The organism is Marinomonas sp. BSi20584 (assembly GCF_002792415.1).
GTDB classification, from domain to species: domain Bacteria; phylum Pseudomonadota; class Gammaproteobacteria; order Pseudomonadales; family Marinomonadaceae; genus Marinomonas; species Marinomonas polaris.
Map to the genome: position 1 here is coordinate 137,451 of NZ_KZ454878.1, position 16,317 is coordinate 153,767.

The window sequence follows — 16,317 nt, forward strand, 5'->3', positions numbered from 1 at the left end:
TTAGGGGTCCTTATGTCTGCTTTATTTCACTATGCTTTCCATGTCACTTCCTTAGATGAAACACGACTTTTTTATACTCAGGTTTTAGGCTGTATTGAAGGTCGCAGTACCGAGACCTGGATAGACTTTGATTTTTATGGTCATCAATTGTCTTTACATTTAGGTACGCCAAGCCCGACGACAAATACGGGGCGAGTGGGCGAGCATCTTGTCCCTATGCCTCACTTTGGTTTGATTTTGCCACTTTATGAATGGCAAAAAGTCGCTAAGCGCTTAACGGAAGCCAATGTGGCTTTTGATCTTGCTCCAAGTGTTCGCTTTGAAGGCTTGCCGGGCGAGCAGTGGACTATGTTTTTTAAAGACCCAAGTGGTAATGCCATTGAGTTAAAAGGATTTAAAGACTTAGCCCAGGTGTATGAGAAATGATTCCTTTTGTTAGTCGTGCAGATTTAGCAGAACAAAAAAATTGGATTAAGCATTTATCATCAGCGATGCCCAATGAAGTGATTGTCCCTTTTGCCGATTTAACTACAGAGCAAAAACAGCTGTGTGAAATCGCTATTGTCGCCAACCCAGATCCTAAAGATTTACTGTCTCTTCCTTCATTGAAGTGGGTTCATAGTGTATGGGCCGGTGTAGAACGCATGATCAATGAATTATCGTCGCCATCTTTTTCGATTGTTCGGTTAGTTGACTCCAATTTGGCTGAAACTATGTCAGAAGCCGTTTTAGCCTGGACGCTTTTCCTTCATAGAGATATGCCAAGATACGCTAAACAGCAGACTTTACAGTCTTGGGTTCAGCAGCCTATGGTGCGTGCTCAGGATCGTCGAATTGGCGTACTTGGGTTGGGTGAATTAGGGCGTGTTAGTGCGCAGCGTTTAGTTGCTAATGGTTTTTCTGTTGCTGGGTGGAGTCGTAATCCAAAGCAGGTTGAAGGCGTGGAGTGTTTTCACGGTGAAGAGGGGCTCATCCCATTACTGAATCAAAGTGATATACTCGTTTGCCTTTTGCCCTTGACGATGGAGACCAAGGGGTTGCTTAATCATCAAAATTTGTCTTGTTTGCCTGTTGGAGCAAGCATGATTAATTTTGCCCGTGGTCTAATAATTGATGATGAAGCTCTATTGGCGAAACTTGATCAAGGGGATTTGTCTCACGCTGTATTGGATGTTTTCATGCAAGAGCCGTTGCCTATAAATCACTCGTTTTGGCTGCATGATTCTATTACAGTATTACCACATATTTCAGCACCAACACACCCTGTTAGTGCCAGTGAAATTGTAGCTACGAATATTAAACAGTATCGATTAACGGGTAATATTCCGCCGGCTGTTGATATGCTTCGTGGTTATTAGTCAAATACGTCCAATAAATCTAAAAATGGAGTTTTAAATGCCACATTGCATTGTTGAATATAGCCAAAATTTAGAACAAGAAGTGCCACCAGTTGACCTTCTTGAAGCCGTCAAAGGCGCTTGTATTGCCTCGACATTGTTTACTGAAGAAGACATCAAATTACGCAGTTTTCCATATAAGAGTTTTTTAACAGCAGGAAAAGAAGATGCATTTGTCCATGTCATTCTGCGAATGCTTTCTGGTCGCACAATAGAGCAAAGAAAGTATCTTTCTCATTTGGTTCTAGAAGCATTAACACAATTTTCATTAAAAGATGTTAGTTTTTCGGTCGAAGTGTGTGAAATGGAACGTGATACCTACGCTAAAAAGGTTGTTCTGTCCCAATGAAATAGTGTTTTTCACTTAAGGGTTTTAGTAATGAAAGCCATTGTATGCTCAATAATGCTTCTTCCAAGTTTGCTATGGGCTGAAGTGGAATCAACTACGTTAGATAAATCAGGCGATAGTTTTTTTAATACCTCTGATACAGCGACGGTTGTTGAAGGTGGTGAGGAGGCTTATTCTCCAGAAGAGCCCCAAGTACCAGAATCTACTGCCAAGCGGGCTAAAGAAGACAACGGGTTATTGCAACAAAGAGAGAATAGAGAAACGGCAACAGTAAATAATCCGTTTGTTTTAACACCTCATAAACCGAATTATTTTTTACCTATTGCTTATACATCTAATCCTAACGATCGTGCTTTTTTAGGTGATGCGAGCGATTCTGAAAGTCTACAAAGCGTAGAGTTTAAGTTTCAATTTAGTCTTAAGTTTCCCGTTGCTTATGATGTAGTGGGTAGAAATAGTAGTTTGTGGTTTGCTTACACGCAGCAAGCTTATTGGCAGGCGTATAACAGTAGTATCTCGGCACCTTTTCGTGATACTAACCATGAGCCTGAAGCCTTTATTGTTACCAAGCCAAAGCATGGTTTTCTAGGTATTAACCCTGATTATGTGTCTTACGGCTTTGTTCATCAGTCCAATGGCCAGTCAAATGAGCTGTCTCGTTCGTGGAATCGATTTTATGTGGACTTCCTGTTTGAGCATGGCGATACCGCTTTTTCTTTTAAGCCTTGGTATCGGATTCCTGAGAGCTCAAAGGTTGATGATAACCCGAATATTGAAAACTATTACGGCTATGGTGAGTTCAATATAATACACGTTATTGATGATTATACGATTGACGTAATGTTGAGAAATAACCTTAAATCATCCGATAACAGAGGGGCTATCCAGGTCGGTTTTACTTTTCCTTTGTGGGGTAAAAGCCGTGGCTATATTCAGTACTTTAATGGTTATGGGCAATCCTTATTGGATTATAATCATCAGACTCAGTCGCTTGGTATTGGGATAATGCTTACTAACTGGCTATAGCTTGATCATAGGCTTTAAATAATCTGATATTGTAAGCTTTGAAGTGCCTCGTTATGACGAGGTATTTTTTTGCCTGAAAGTTGTGATTACTGTCTGTCACTAAGTTGTCATAGTAATGCCACAGAACGGACATTTTACTGGTTTATGTTGAGAGTAAGACAAAACCAGTGAGGTGATAAGTATGAACATACTTCAGAATATCCACGCAGTAGATGTACAGACTTTTTCTTGGTGTATGGCTAGAAAGCACCGAGCGACACTGACTCGTATTGGGCGCGCTATTTCATTTTCAGCGGATGGCCCGATTTATGCTTTTTTAGCGCTTTTATTTTGGTTTGCTGGAGAGCTCTCTTTGACGCTTGTTTTGCTATTGGGCTTTGCAGTCGAGCGTATTCTATATCTTGTTTTAAAACGAGGTTTTAAGCGTAATCGTCCAGCTGATGCGCTCGATAATTTTAGCAGTTTTATTATTCCTTCTGATCAATTTTCTTTCCCATCAGGACATACCTCAGGGGCATTTTTTATGGCCTTTTGTTTATCTGAATGGTTTCCAAGTATGAACCTGATGTTGTATTTTTGGGCAGCAAATGTGGGCTTATCGCGCATTTTTCTTGGTGTTCATTTCCCAACTGATACGGTAATTGGTGCTTTGTTAGGCACGGCTTGTGCTGCGTTAGCAATAGGGATATTAGCATGAAAATATTGTACGGTGTTCAAGGGACAGGTAATGGTCATATTACTCGAGCAAGAGCTATGGCAGCAGAAATGCATGCTGCTGGCGTAGAAGTTGATTTTGTTTTTTCTGGTCGTCCGCCAGAAGATTACTTTGATATGGCTGTATTTGGTAACTATCGAACCTTCCAAGGTTTGAGCTTTGTGGCGCGAAATGGGCAACTAGATCTGTACGCAACTTGTAAAAGTGTCAATTTTTATAAGCTGTACCGAGACATTCGCTCGATAGATACCCGTGGTTACGATTTGGTGATTACGGATTTTGAGCCTATTGTCGCTTGGGCGGCCAAACGTCAAGGTGTGCCTTGCGTAGGGTTTGGTCATCAGTATGCATTTAAATATGATATTCCTCGCTATAAGAAGAACTTTATTGCTCAGTGGATAATGTCAAACTTTGCGCCCGCTGCGACTCAGCTAGGTGCTCATTGGCATCACTTTGGTCATCCCATTTTGCCGCCACTCATTCATGCTCAGCAAATAAAAAACATGGCCGATCCTGAGCAAGTTTTAGTCTATCTGCCCTTTGAAAACAGTGAAGCTGTGTTGGATTGGCTAGATGGCGTGCCGAATTATCGTTTCCGTCTTCATTGCAAAGATATTGAGCCTGGTGTGTATGGCAATGTAGAAGTGTTCCCTTTTGGTCGAGAAGTATTTCAAAAGAACTTAGGTGAATGCGAATCTGTACTTTGTAATGCAGGATTTGAATTAAATTCTGAGGCCTTGCAGCTTGGCCGTCGTATTTTAGCAAAACCATTAAAAGGTCAAATTGAACAGCATTCCAATGCCATTGCATTAGATTTTTTAGGCATAGCTAAAACAAGTGATGTTTTAAATTCACAAGTGATTAAAGAATGGCTAGAAACTAGCCGAGTGGTACAGATATCTTACCCGAATGTTGCCCGTGCAGTTGTTGCTTGGCTGCAATCTAGTAATGATATCAGCGTATCTGATTTGTGTGAGTCCTTGTGGCGACAAACACCGAATGTTCGCGGTATTGATTTTAAATACAATGAAGCATCGTCTTCCATTAATGTGAAGAATATTAAAGGCGTTACGGCTTAAGTTAGTCGTCCGTAACGCCTTACATAGACTAAGCGCTTAATGTTTTTTTGAAAAAACTAATGGTGCGTTCCCATGCCAGCTCGGCGTTTTTCTCTTGGTAACGAGCTGTGGAATCATTGTGAAAACCATGATTTGCCTGAGCATACACATAGGCTGTGTAATCAACCTTATTAGCCTTTAGCGCTGCTTCGTAATCTTGCCAAGTATCATTCACTCGTTTATCCAATTCGGCAAAATGCAGCTGCAACGGTGCTTTTATTTTATCTATGTTGGACTTAGCTGGTGTGCCGTAATAAGGTGCGCCAGCATCGATAGTATCTGGCATTGAAGCGGCCAAGGCATTGGTTAAGTAACCGCCATAACAAAAGCCGACCATGCCGACTTTTCCAGTACTTAATTCATGTTTTTTCAATAAAGTTGCCGCATCCATGAAATCACCTTCAATCTTATTTCCATCCAGTGTTTTCTGCATTTCTCGGCCTTTATCGTCATTGCCAGGATAACCACCCAAAGGGAACAGCGCATCAGGAGCAAAGGCGATGAATCCTGCTTTTGCTAAGCGTCTGGCGACATCTTCTATATATGGGTTAAGACCACGGTTTTCGTGAGCAACCAGCACGGCTGGGGCTTTGTTGTCAGCATTGACGTTTTTTGGAAGAACTAAATAGCCGCGAGCTTTACCGTGCCCATTGGGTGAATCGTACACCACATAACTAGCTGTAATATCTGGGTCATTAAATGACACTTGCTCCGCCAACGCGTAGTTGGGTGTTAGTGCTCCAGCGACGACGGAAAGAGTTAATCCAGTTACGCTAAGTGTTCCAAGGCGAGATAAAAAGGTGCGTCGATCTATGTCGCCATGAGCGTATTCGTCGTACCAATCGAAAGCTTCCTGGGGAATACTGCCGCTTGTTAATAATGTATCGGTCGATCTTTCTTTTAGTAAGGTCATCGCAATTCCTTCTTTTAGTTGGATAGTGAAATTCAACAACGCATTTTTTAGAACTTATTAATGAAAAGTGGTTCAATGGATACGTAGAAAAAAATGTTTTAGATGATATCGATTGATCTCTTTTTTAAAAGCGCACGTATCTAAGGTTAGCCGAAGAATTAAACGTTGGCTGAAACAAAATACAGATGTTGAATCGATAGTATTTTTTCATGTAGTTAATGATGATAACTCAGTAGGAACGGATACTAATGACGCGTAAAATGCCAATTATTATTACAGGCGGAGGGCAGCGCCTAGGTCTTGCCTGTGCTAAAGCGTTAGTTGCTCAAGGATATGAGGTAATTATTACTTATCGCAGAGAACGAGAAGACATTGCCATATTAGAAAGACAGGGGATTTCTTGTATACAGGCTGATTTTTCATCCATCTCTGGTGTGGATGAATTTATTGCTACAATACAAGCTCGGTATTCGGGACTTGGTGGGATTATTCATAATGCTTCTGAGTGGGATTCTGAAGAAGATTGTTTGGATACGGCGTTATTAATGGAAAAAATGTGGCAAGTCCACGTATTTGCGCCTTATCGTATAAATCTGGCCTTCGAAGCATTATTATGTGCGGGTTCTGAGCAAGATGGGCAAGCAGACATTATTCACATGACGGATTATGTAGCTGAAAAAGGCAGTGATAAACACATAGCTTATGCTGCGAGTAAAGCAGGCTTAGCAAACTTAACTTGCTCGTTTGCTAAACGATTTGCACCTCGAATTAAGGTTAATGCGATCGCACCGTCACTTTTAATGTTTAACAGTGGCGATGACACAGAATACCGTAACAAAGCATTGAATAAATCCTTGCTGCGCAAGGAGCCAGGGGAGCAAGAAGGTGTGCTAGCGATACAGTACATATTAGACAGTCGCTATATGACAGGTCGAACCTTGTCACTTGATGGAGGCCGGCATTTGGTCTAACTCGCCGAATGGGACTTCTTTTTTTGAACGCCTTCATGTCATGAGACAGGGTTAAGCAACTTAGGACAAACATATGAAAGCTAACACAGCTGAACAAACTAATTTAAACCGCCTTGTGTTGTCTAATGAGGCGATAAAAGTACGCGATGCTCTTATCAATAGTGGTTTAGAAACCCCGATGATTGATAATGGTTTGACGAGCGAAGAAAAATACCAGCGTATTAAAAGTGCATTTGAAGATGTGGTGACAACGCTTGGTCTAGATTTGACCGATGATAGCTTGGCTGAAACGCCACACCGTATTGCTAAAATGTACGTAAAAGAAATCTTTTCTGGTTTGGATTACGCACAGTTTCCAAAAATTACCGTGATCGAAAATAAGATGCAAGTAGATGAAATGGTGAAAGTAAGCGATATTAGTTTCACCAGTACTTGTGAGCATCATTTTGTGACCATTGATGGTTTAGCGAAAGTTGCTTATTTACCTAAAACGAAAATTATAGGTTTGTCTAAAATCAACCGTATAGTGCGTTTCTTTGCCCAGCGTCCGCAGGTGCAAGAACGTCTTACTCAGCAGATTCTAGTCACCTTGCAAGCCTTACTTGAAACCGACAACGTTGCGGTAAGTATTAGTGCCGTGCACTACTGTGTAAAAGCTCGAGGCGTTATGGATGCGAGTTCTTCAACTCAAACCACCGCTCTAGGCGGACTGTTTAAACGCAGCGACAAAACGCGTGGTGAATTCCTTGCAAGATAAGAGCTCGCAAGATAAGAGTCTGTAAGATATAAGCTGGCTAGATTAGTACTTTAGACATAATCATCAAGCCCAAAAGTAGAATTATTAATTTCAATAAAAAGAGTCTGCTCACGTAGGCTCTTTTTTTATGGGCTGAATTAAGGCAAAGTGTTTCAGCATATAGCATTATTTAGCTCTGGGGTTTTTGATATGACGGATAAAAAGAAGACAGTTTGGTTTCCAGCAAAAAAGAATGGTTGGGGTTGGGGGAGGCCAAACACCTGGCAAGGCTGGGCTGTTTTAGCCCTATACCTGTTGATGGTCGTCGTTATTAGCATCGTGAATGATCCAAAAACTGAGCTGCTTAAATGGGCCGTGTCTATGGTAATTAGCACGCTTATTTTGATTGCATGTTATTACTGGAAAGGTGAAGCGCCAAACTGGAAATGGAAGACTATTGAAAAAGATAAGCGTAAGTGGCATTAAGTTATTTTAAAGATTTTATTTGTCCAATGAATGGGTTCAAATAATCTTTATTTGAACAAGGATATTTCATGCGCACATCTGGCGTGTTGTTATTTATTGCCTATTTAGGCTTTATTAGTCTGGGCTTACCTGACGCCGCGCATGGTATCAATTGGCCATTTGTTCGGACTGAATTTGGTGTCCCTACCGGCTGGCTGGGTTTAGTTATTGCCGCTGGTGGCGTGGGCTATCTAATGTCGAGCTTTTCAGTCGGTTATTTAATGGTTCGCTTTGGTGTCGGTTGGTTGCTAGTTATCAGTAGCTTGCTGGTGAGTTGCGGTCTTTTCGGTTTCTATTTCAGTTCCTCATTTATTATTTTTGTCTTGTTTTCTATTGTAATTGGTATGGGCTCAGGCGCTATTGATGCAGGGCTTAATGCTTACGCAGCAGAGCATTTTACTACCCGTCATATGAATTGGTTGCACGCCGCATTCGGTGTAGGTGCAACCGCTGGACCTATTATTGTTACAACAGTTTTGGTAAGTTTTTCTCAGAATTGGCGGTTGGGTTATGCTGTTCTCGCGACTATATTGTTTGTCATGGCGATGGTATTTATATTTAGTCGACACCTTTGGGAAAGCGATAAACATGCCCCCAAAAAAGCCGACACTCAAGCAGATGACACGCCAGCAATTACCCAATTTCAGGCATTGAAGCACCCCGTTATTCGTTTTCAAATTGCATTTTTCTTTTTATATTCAGGTGTTGAAGTGGGTGTTGGGCAGTGGGCATTTACTGTGATGACGGAATCTCGCGGTATTTCATTAGCCAGCGCAGGAACTTGGGTAGCTGTTTATTGGGGCGCTTTAGCATTTGGTCGGGCAATTTTCGGGTTCTTAGTAGAGCGTTTTGCCGTAGATCAATTATTACGTCTTTGTTTGGCTGGTGTCGCCTTAGGCGCACTCTCTTTTACAATGAGTGCGACACCTTATACGAGTTATTTTGGTTTGGCATTAATGGGCTTCTGCGCGGCGCCTATTTTCCCTTGTATGATTTCACAAACAGTCACACGAGTTGGAAAAAAGTATTCAGTGCATGCAATCGGCTTTCAAATGAGCGCTGCAGTGTCTGGAGCCATGACCTTGCCATTTTTAAGTGGTTTGATTGGCGGACACTTTGGGCTGACCTCTTTAACCATCAGCTTTTTGTTTTATGCGGTGCTACTGTTTGGTTTGTTCCACATTATTTTAAGACGTGCTTCCTGAGTGTAAGCACAATCCCAACATAAGAGCGCTAATCGTTTTCTTTGTCTAATGTGTGACGCTTTAATAAGGTTGGGAACAAATACATCCAAATACCAACGATAGCAATGGTTCCGACTCCGCCGATAACAATGGCTGGAACCACGCCGAACCATGCTGCAGTTACCCCAGATTCAAATTCACCTAATTGGTTTGAACTGCCAATAAATACAGAGTTAGCGGCACTGACTCGACCGCGCATTTCATCCGGAGTTTCTAACTGTACAAGCGTTGAGCGGATAACAACGCTGATCATGTCAGACGAGCCTAGGAGAACTAAGGCAAGCATCGATAGAATAAGGTTTTCAGATAAACCAAATAGAATGGTTGCAACACCAAAAATAGCCACTGCGGCAAACATAATTTTCCCCACGCTGTGGGTTAATGGACGACGTGCTAAGTACACCGACATGAGTAATGCGCCAAGTGCTGGAGCACAGCGTAATAAACCTAATCCCCATGGACCAGTATGAAGAATGTCTTTTGCCACAATAGGTAAGAGAGCGGTAGCGCCACCTAATAAAACCGCGAACATATCTAATGATACCGAGCCTAATATGACTTTGTTTCCGCGTATAAAAGTGAGTCCACCGAATAGGTGCTCAATGCTAATTGGCGACTTAGTTTTTACCGTAAAGTTGTAATGTAAAAAGAACATAATGACGCAAGAAATTAAGAAGCAACTCATGCTCGATAAATAGAGTGTAGTTGGCCCTAAGAGATAAATTAAGCCACCAAGTGCAGGCCCTGCGATAACCGAAATTTCTCTTGCTGAGGCAATCGCGCTGACAGCTCGAGATAATAGTTCGCTAGGAATAAGATTGGGTAAAATAGCCTGATTTGCAGGCATTTCAAAGGCTCTCGCTGTGCCTAGTAGTGCAGCGCAAATATAAATCATATCGGCTGAGATAGTCGATGTCATATTACCATAGGCTAGTATTCCGACCGTCATAGCCATGGTGAAGCGAGTGCAAACGCAAATTAACCGACGGTTGTAGCGATCTGCGACATGTCCTACTACCAAGGTTAGTAGTAGTTGCGGGAGAAACTGGCAAAGTCCCACTAGACCTAGTGCCATTGGGCTGTTGGTCAGATCGTACATTTGCCAGCCAATACCAACACTGAGCATTTGAAAAGCAAAAGAAGAGGCTATCTGCCCGATCCAGAAATGGACAAAATTTGGGTGTTTAAAAAGAGGCTGCATGATTTCCTTTCTTTTTCATTGCTGAAACAGTCATTAGCGCACTCGTTAAGCACGTTAATTTTGGGAATTCGGCCATTTTTAACGGGAGTGAGCGAGAAGGTACATTTATTATAAAAATGATTTTACGCATTTTTCTATCATTGGTGCAAAAAGAAAACCTAAGCTTTTCTGATTATTTCTTGATAGTCGTTATTTCCATTTTAAATCCTTGGTTTTACTCATAATGGCCAGAAAAAAACACCAGAATATGATAATTTATTGCGCAGTTTATCAGGATGATAAATAGCCCTTTTATGAGATCAAGTTTACGTCACCTGCTTGTTTAAAAAGATCTGCTATCTAGGCAGACTGAACTGCTAGTTTGATATCAAGGATATGCATTGATTAATTCCGAAATCTACTCCTCTCTTCATGAGCGTTTGTCCCGTTGGTTATTGTTATCTTGTTTGATGGCGGTAGGGATTGGGCAGTCTTTTATATTTACGTCTTTACCGCCAATTGGTCGTGAAATTGGTTTGGCTGATGTTCGAATCAGTACGCTTATTACCGCAGGCGCTGCAACCTTTGTTGTTGCTGCTTTTTTATGGGGTGGCATCATTAATCGAATTGGTCGTGTGCGTTCGGTGATTATCGGCATGAGTAGCTATGCAATGACCATTACCCTGACAGGATTTGTGCTGCAAGAAGCCTTGGCTAAGCATTTATCAGCGGAGGAAACCTATTATTTGGTGTTCGGTTTGCGTATTATTTTTTCCCTTGGAATTGCTGGTGTTTTACCTTCTGTTCAGACCTATTTAATCGCTCATACTGACATTAAACATCGTAGTTCTACCATTGCTATGATTGGTGCAGCTTTTAGTATAGGGATGATTTTAGGTCCAGCTTTTGCGTCTTTATTGAGTAGTTTAGGACTGACTGCGCCTTTCTATATCATTGCCTTTTTGGCGGGTAGCATCGCTTTGCTGGTGGTATTTTTTGTAAAAGATACTAAGCATGTGCGTCAATTTGTGAAACCACCTAAGATCAATTGGCTTACTCAGCCGGTTATGCCATTTTTGTGCATGTCTTCGTTGTCCATCTTATCGATGACAGGTGTTCAGCAAATTATGAGCTTTTTGATTCAGGATAGGTTTCAGCTTGATGTTGCTCAGACAACACATCAGTTGGGATTTGCCATGATGACCATGTCTTGCTTTAGCATTTTAGTACAAATGATATTGGTACCACGATTCCAGCTTGGTGTAGTGACTTTGATTTTTTCTGGGGTTGGCGTCGGAGTGCTGGCTCAGCTAGCATTTATCTTTTTAGATTCCTACGCTGGCGTTTTGTTTGCCATGGGGTTGTTTGGCGCAGGATTTGGGTTCTTGTTTCCGGGCATAGTGACCGCACAAACTTTGTTGGTAAAAGATGATCAACAGAGTCGCTTGGCAAGCATGAATGCTTCTATGCAAGGGCTGGGAGCTGCATTGGGGCCTGTCATTTTGGCTTCTTTGTACCAATTAGGGCAGTTAGTGCCATTTTTTGGTTTAATGTTTGGGCTAATTTTTATGCTGGTTGTTTTCATGTACTGCAAATCCAAGTCAGGACACGCCTTTTAGTTCTATCTTCTGTTATGAATTGAGCTGAGTTTGTGTTGCTTGACGAGGCGACATACCAAAGTGTTGATGGAAACGTCGGCTAAAGTGACTCAAACTTAAGTAACCTAGTTCATAACTCACTTCCGTTACTGAACATTTTTCTTGTAGACGCTGGTAAGCGCGGCTCATTCTGCGTTGATGTTGATATTCTAATGGCGTGCAGCCTAGTTGACGTTTAAAGCTTTCGTAGAAGCGACTACGACTCATACAGGCCATCTTAGCTAGCTGATTTATATCCAAAGGTTGTGCTAGGTTTTGTTCGATACATTGGATAACACAAGTGAGACCATTTGCATCTGGTGAGCGTTGGGTGAAGCGTAATAGAGCGTCTCGACCATGATGTCGGATTATTCGAGTGACCAATTCACTTACACCAAAGTCGACGAGTAAATCTCTGTCTGGATCATTGCGAAGAAAGTCACTGGTAAGTCTATCTATGACTTGCTGCGTTGCTTGAGTATGTAGGGTGTGCAGGTGTTGGTTTGGATCTAGTGCGACGCCAGAGGGTAAAGATTCCACCATAATGTCATTCATGCGATCACAAATTTGTGCTACTCGTTCTTGTGAAATAGCAATGGTGAGACATGTAGTTGGGCGATGAAATTGTGCTTCGGGGAAATCAATAAAGACTTCTTCTTTTGGTGCCAATATAAAAGATTCATGGGGCAAGAAGGGAATGTTGTCATGCTCTTTGGTGTGCATGACTTTTGCTCCTGTAACCATTCCACAATAAAGCAAAGAGTCGGCTTTTAAGCTGACTTTTTGTGCTTGCTCGTAAGTGTCGTAAATACTGAGCTCGGAGTGTGGCCCAGCAAAACAAACACGATTTTCGACCAACTGTACTGGCGCGCGCTTATGTTGCAGTAATATTTTCTCTGTTGAGATAGAGCGACTCATTTACACACCTCTTTTGTCTCAATGTTTTTTATTTTAATTGTGCGGCGTGGCTAATTATCTTTTACTCATCATCACTCTTGCTTGCTCGTGGGTCAATACTAAAGCACAGCAGAAATGGATCGCTAGACAAGTTTCATGGACTCACAGGCAAGTTTTCTTCTCGTTTTCTTCCTACTCTTACTATCAAGGTTAAAACAAAGATTAAAAACCTAAAGAGAGCTTTGCACGAAGTTGCGAGTGCAGCAGGCATCAAAGTCCTCTTTAAATAAAAACAACAAGAATGGAGAATATTTTATGATCTACGCTCAACCTGGTACTAACGGTAGCCTTATTACGTTTGAAGCTGAGTACGGTAATTTTATCGGCGGTAAATGGGTCGCACCGGTGAAAGGTCAATACTTCGATAATATTAGCCCAGTTAATGGCGAAGTATTTTGTCGAATTCCTCGTTCTACTGAAGAAGACATCAATTTAGCCCTAGATGCTGCACATGCTGCACGCGCGGCTTGGGGTAAAACATCCGTTACTAATCGTTCCAATATATTGTTGAAAATTGCGGATCGCATCGAGCAAAATCTAGAAGCCCTTGCTGTTGCCGAAACATGGGACAATGGTAAAGCAGTTCGCGAGACCTTAAATGCTGACATTCCTTTAGCGGCAGATCACTTTCGTTATTTTGCAGGCTGTTTACGCGCGCAAGAAGGCAGCACGGCTGAGTTAGACGAACATACTGTGGCGTATCATTTTCACGAGCCATTAGGTGTAGTTGGTCAAATTATTCCTTGGAACTTCCCGATCTTGATGGCTGCATGGAAACTTGCTCCAGCACTTGCTGCAGGTAACTGTGTGGTTCTAAAACCAGCAGAGCAAACACCAGCGTCTATTCTTGAATTGGTCAAAGTGATCCAAGATCTTCTGCCACCAGGCGTGCTTAATATCGTCAACGGTTATGGTAAAGAAGCAGGTGAAGCACTAGCGACCAGCAAACGTATTGCCAAAATTGCCTTTACTGGGTCGACGCCTGTTGGTTCGCATATTTTGAAATGTGCGGCAGAGAATATCATTCCTTCTACGGTTGAGTTAGGTGGTAAATCGCCGAATATCTACTTTGCAGACGTCATGCAACATGAAGAAGCTTTTATCAGCAAATGTGTTGAAGGTCTGGTGTTGGCTTTCTTTAACCAAGGTGAAGTTTGTACTTGTCCATCTCGCGCCCTGATCCATGAATCTATCTATGATGAGTTCATGGCATTGGTTATTGAGCGTACTAAAACCATTAAGCGCGGCAACCCATTGGATACTGACGTGCAAGTTGGCGCTCAAGCATCCAAACAACAATTTGATAAAATCTTAAGCTACATCGAGATTGGTAAAAAAGAAGGTGCAGAGCTATTGATTGGCGGCGGCATCGAATCGGTAGATGGTTTGGATAAAGGTTTCTATGTACAGCCAACCTTGTTCAAAGGCTCTAATAGCATGCGTATCTTCCAAGAAGAAATCTTTGGCCCAGTTGTTAGCGTAACAACCTTTAAAGACGAGGCTGAAGCGCTTGCTATCGCCAATGATAGTGAATTTGGTTTAGGTGCTGGGGTTTGGACACGCGATACCAACCTTGCATATCGCATGGGGCGTAACTTAGAAGCAGGTCGTGTTTGGATGAACTGCTATCACCAGTATCCAGCTCACTCTGCTTTTGGTGGTTATAAAAAATCTGGCGTTGGTCGTGAGACTCATAAAATCGCTCTAGAACATTACCAACAGACTAAAAATATGTTGATTAGTTATGATGTGAATCCATTAGGATTCTTTTAATTCAGTCAAAGTAGATCGCTGACTCATCATGAATAATAATGAAAAACCAAAAGATTTCGGTCTTTTGGTTTTTTTCTTTTCTACTTTAAGGACTAATTTCATCACCAATATAATGATCTTTAAACGTCAAAAAGTTGCCTCTTTCGAAACTTGTAATTGATATAGACAAAAAAAATCTGTTTCCAATTGGAAACTTTATCTCATAAGTGATAATTTCTTTTGGCATTGAACTCGTACTTTGTATTTTAATCGCCGTGTAAAAAAGCATTTATCGGCAGAGGGAAAAGGCTATGGCAATCAGTTTATTTGACCTTTTTAAAGTGGGAATTGGTCCTTCCAGCTCTCATACAGTTGGCCCTATGGTGGCTGCAAATCAATTTGTTCATCAGTTACAAGATCGGCATCTATTACCTAAAGTGAGTCGGTTAAAAATTGATTTATATGGCTCGCTTGGTGCTACTGGGAAAGGACATGGTACTGGATCAGCAGTTTTAATGGGGCTTGAAGGTGAACTGCCAGATTTGATTGATCCTAGCCGTGTTAATGAGCGAGTTGAGCAAATAGAGACATCTTCACATCTTAATCTATTGGCTCAGCGGCCTATTTTTATTGATGTCACGACAGACTTAATTTATCACCGTATTGATCGTTTAGACTTTCATGCTAATGGCATGGTGTTGGTTGCCTTTGATACTGAAGGCCAAGTAATTCACCAAGCGACCTTTTATTCAGTTGGTGGTGGCTTCATTGTGCAGGAAGATGAGCACGGAAATGTGGCGTTGGTTGAGGATGCCACTGAACTTCCTCATGTGTTTCATAGCGCCGAAACATTGATTCAGCTTTGTCGAGCACAAGACAAAAGCATTGCGCAGATCATGATGGAAAATGAAAAACATTGGCGGACCGAAGATGAAATCAAGCAAGGCATTCTTTCCATCTGGTCTGTAATGAGGGCCTGTGTCCAGCAAGGTATTCGTAGTGAAGGAATCTTACCTGGTGGACTAAAAGTAAAGCGTAGAGCCGCTAGCCTATACAGAGATTTAACCAGTAAAACACGCATGGATATGATTACACCATCGTTAGGTGCTATGGATTGGGTCAATCTTTATGCCTTGGCAGTGAATGAAGAAAATGCCGCTGGTGGGCGTGTAGTAACGGCTCCGACAAACGGTGCAGCGGGAATTATTCCGGCTGTATTGCATTATTATTGGGAGTTTTGTCCTCGTTCTAGTGAAGAGGGCGTGATTAATTTTTTCCTTACTGCAGCGGCTATCGGGTTGTTGTTCAAAGAAAATGCGTCTATTTCTGGTGCTGAAGTGGGTTGCCAAGGGGAAGTGGGATCGGCTTGTGCTATGGCTGCGGCTGGATTGGCAGCGGCGACAGGCGGTTCTCCTGAACAAATAGAAAACGCGGCAGAAATTGGTATGGAACATAATTTGGGTCTGACTTGTGACCCTATTGGTGGTTTGGTGCAAGTGCCTTGTATAGAGCGCAATGCCATGGCATCAATTAAAGCCATTAACTCTGCGAGTATGGCACTTCGGGGCGATGGAACGCATTATGTTTCCCTCGATAAAGTCATTCGTACCATGCGAGACACAGGAAGAGATATGAATGATAAGTACAAAGAAACATCTCGAGGCGGACTAGCCGTCAATGTGATTGAATGCTAGCTGCTTAGTAATATTATATTTGTAACAAAACGGTCATATTTCTGTAGTATCTTTTCATTCAGTGCCTCTTTAGGCACTTTTTTTGTCCTTTTTCGAGTCGTAG

The 16,317-nt window shown here is 41.9% G+C and carries 16 protein-coding genes; 13 read left to right on the top strand and 3 right to left on the bottom strand.

The genetic code is table 11. The annotated features are described in order from the left end of the window. Positions 1 to 12: 12 nt before the first annotated feature. From TY87_RS11280 to TY87_RS11305, 6 genes are all read left to right on the top strand, one after another. Positions 13 to 426, top strand: coding sequence for a VOC family protein (locus TY87_RS11280; RefSeq protein ID WP_100187154.1), 414 nt, complete (start codon positions 13 to 15; stop codon positions 424 to 426). Next, positions 423 to 1,358, top strand: a complete 936-nt coding sequence (locus TY87_RS11285) for a 2-hydroxyacid dehydrogenase (RefSeq protein ID WP_100187155.1) — start codon at positions 423 to 425, stop codon at positions 1,356 to 1,358. Before TY87_RS11280 ends, TY87_RS11285 begins: the two co-directional genes overlap by 4 nt. A gap of 37 nt (positions 1,359 to 1,395) precedes the next feature. Then, positions 1,396 to 1,746 (top strand): 5-carboxymethyl-2-hydroxymuconate Delta-isomerase, encoded by a 351-nt coding sequence (locus tag TY87_RS11290; protein WP_072841009.1) that lies wholly within the window; start codon positions 1,396 to 1,398, stop codon positions 1,744 to 1,746. Positions 1,747 to 1,776: 30 nt separating this feature from the next. Continuing rightward, complete coding sequence (locus TY87_RS11295) at positions 1,777 to 2,772, top strand: phospholipase A (RefSeq protein ID WP_100187156.1); 996 nt, start codon at positions 1,777 to 1,779, stop codon at positions 2,770 to 2,772. Positions 2,773 to 2,953: 181 nt separating this feature from the next. Further along, positions 2,954 to 3,469, top strand: a complete 516-nt coding sequence (locus TY87_RS11300) for a phosphatase PAP2 family protein (protein WP_100187157.1) — start codon at positions 2,954 to 2,956, stop codon at positions 3,467 to 3,469. Then, positions 3,466 to 4,566, top strand: coding sequence for an MJ1255/VC2487 family glycosyltransferase (locus TY87_RS11305; RefSeq protein ID WP_100187158.1), 1,101 nt, complete (start codon positions 3,466 to 3,468; stop codon positions 4,564 to 4,566). Before TY87_RS11300 ends, TY87_RS11305 begins: the two co-directional genes overlap by 4 nt. 28 nt (positions 4,567 to 4,594) lie before the next feature. Here the strand turns inward: TY87_RS11305 and TY87_RS11310 are convergent, their stop codons facing one another. After that, positions 4,595 to 5,518: a dienelactone hydrolase family protein gene (locus tag TY87_RS11310; protein WP_100187159.1), complete on the bottom strand. Its 924-nt coding sequence runs from the start codon at positions 5,516 to 5,518 to the stop codon at positions 4,595 to 4,597. Positions 5,519 to 5,766: 248 nt separating this feature from the next. Between TY87_RS11310 and folM the strand changes: the two genes are divergently transcribed. The 4 genes from folM to TY87_RS11330 all read left to right on the top strand — a co-directional run bounded on the left by folM (position 5,767) and on the right by TY87_RS11330 (position 8,955). After that, positions 5,767 to 6,489 carry a dihydromonapterin reductase gene (gene folM, locus TY87_RS11315; RefSeq protein ID WP_100187160.1) on the top strand — a complete coding sequence of 241 codons (723 nt, stop codon included), beginning with the start codon at positions 5,767 to 5,769 and terminating at the stop codon, positions 6,487 to 6,489. Between the two features lie 73 nt (positions 6,490 to 6,562). After that, complete coding sequence (gene folE, locus TY87_RS11320) at positions 6,563 to 7,246, top strand: GTP cyclohydrolase I FolE (protein ID WP_072841003.1); 684 nt, start codon at positions 6,563 to 6,565, stop codon at positions 7,244 to 7,246. 189 nt (positions 7,247 to 7,435) lie between these two features. Further along, a complete protein-coding gene (locus TY87_RS11325) occupies positions 7,436 to 7,711 on the top strand; it encodes a hypothetical protein (protein WP_232617114.1) in 276 nt (91 codons plus the stop codon). Between the two features lie 68 nt (positions 7,712 to 7,779). Continuing rightward, positions 7,780 to 8,955 (top strand): MFS transporter, encoded by a 1,176-nt coding sequence (locus TY87_RS11330; RefSeq protein WP_100187162.1) that lies wholly within the window; start codon positions 7,780 to 7,782, stop codon positions 8,953 to 8,955. A 28-nt stretch (positions 8,956 to 8,983) separates the two neighbouring features. On the opposite strand, the gene TY87_RS11335 is transcribed toward TY87_RS11330, so the two are convergent. Next, entirely contained in the window at positions 8,984 to 10,195 is a 1,212-nt protein-coding gene (locus TY87_RS11335; protein WP_100187163.1) for an MFS transporter, read from the bottom strand. A gap of 380 nt (positions 10,196 to 10,575) precedes the next feature. On the opposite strand from TY87_RS11335, the gene TY87_RS11340 reads away from it, so the two are divergent. Beyond that, a complete protein-coding gene (locus TY87_RS11340; protein ID WP_100187164.1) occupies positions 10,576 to 11,793 on the top strand; it encodes an MFS transporter in 1,218 nt (405 codons plus the stop codon). A 12-nt stretch (positions 11,794 to 11,805) separates the two neighbouring features. Here TY87_RS11340 and TY87_RS11345 read toward each other — a convergent pair whose 3' ends face one another. Beyond that, complete coding sequence (locus tag TY87_RS11345; protein WP_072840998.1) at positions 11,806 to 12,729, bottom strand: AraC family transcriptional regulator; 924 nt, start codon at positions 12,727 to 12,729, stop codon at positions 11,806 to 11,808. Positions 12,730 to 13,023: 294 nt separating this feature from the next. Between TY87_RS11345 and exaC the strand changes: the two genes are divergently transcribed. After that, on the top strand, positions 13,024 to 14,541 hold the full coding sequence (gene exaC / locus TY87_RS11350; protein WP_100187165.1) for an acetaldehyde dehydrogenase ExaC: 1,518 nt from the start codon (positions 13,024 to 13,026) through the stop codon (positions 14,539 to 14,541). 290 nt (positions 14,542 to 14,831) lie between these two features. Beyond that, a complete protein-coding gene (locus TY87_RS11355; RefSeq protein WP_072840996.1) occupies positions 14,832 to 16,214 on the top strand; it encodes an L-serine ammonia-lyase in 1,383 nt (460 codons plus the stop codon). The last annotated feature ends 103 nt before the right edge of the window (positions 16,215 to 16,317 follow it).

What these genes read in the sequence shown, in the direction of transcription:
- TY87_RS11310 (WP_100187159.1), bottom strand. Translation starts at nt 5,518, where the DNA reads ATGACCTTACTAAAAGAAAGATCGACCGATACATTATTAACAAGCGGC.
- TY87_RS11325 (WP_232617114.1), top strand. Translation starts at nt 7,436, where the DNA reads ATGACGGATAAAAAGAAGACAGTTTGGTTTCCAGCAAAAAAGAATGGT.
- TY87_RS11285 (WP_100187155.1), top strand. Translation starts at nt 423, where the DNA reads ATGATTCCTTTTGTTAGTCGTGCAGATTTAGCAGAACAAAAAAATTGG.
- TY87_RS11330 (WP_100187162.1), top strand. Translation starts at nt 7,780, where the DNA reads ATGCGCACATCTGGCGTGTTGTTATTTATTGCCTATTTAGGCTTTATT.
- folM (WP_100187160.1), top strand. Translation starts at nt 5,767, where the DNA reads ATGACGCGTAAAATGCCAATTATTATTACAGGCGGAGGGCAGCGCCTA.
- TY87_RS11290 (WP_072841009.1), top strand. Translation starts at nt 1,396, where the DNA reads ATGCCACATTGCATTGTTGAATATAGCCAAAATTTAGAACAAGAAGTG.
- TY87_RS11335 (WP_100187163.1), bottom strand. Translation starts at nt 10,195, where the DNA reads ATGCAGCCTCTTTTTAAACACCCAAATTTTGTCCATTTCTGGATCGGG.
- TY87_RS11305 (WP_100187158.1), top strand. Translation starts at nt 3,466, where the DNA reads ATGAAAATATTGTACGGTGTTCAAGGGACAGGTAATGGTCATATTACT.
- TY87_RS11295 (WP_100187156.1), top strand. Translation starts at nt 1,777, where the DNA reads ATGAAAGCCATTGTATGCTCAATAATGCTTCTTCCAAGTTTGCTATGG.
- TY87_RS11280 (WP_100187154.1), top strand. Translation starts at nt 13, where the DNA reads ATGTCTGCTTTATTTCACTATGCTTTCCATGTCACTTCCTTAGATGAA.
- exaC (WP_100187165.1), top strand. Translation starts at nt 13,024, where the DNA reads ATGATCTACGCTCAACCTGGTACTAACGGTAGCCTTATTACGTTTGAA.
- TY87_RS11300 (WP_100187157.1), top strand. Translation starts at nt 2,954, where the DNA reads ATGAACATACTTCAGAATATCCACGCAGTAGATGTACAGACTTTTTCT.
- TY87_RS11345 (WP_072840998.1), bottom strand. Translation starts at nt 12,729, where the DNA reads ATGAGTCGCTCTATCTCAACAGAGAAAATATTACTGCAACATAAGCGC.
- TY87_RS11355 (WP_072840996.1), top strand. Translation starts at nt 14,832, where the DNA reads ATGGCAATCAGTTTATTTGACCTTTTTAAAGTGGGAATTGGTCCTTCC.
- folE (WP_072841003.1), top strand. Translation starts at nt 6,563, where the DNA reads ATGAAAGCTAACACAGCTGAACAAACTAATTTAAACCGCCTTGTGTTG.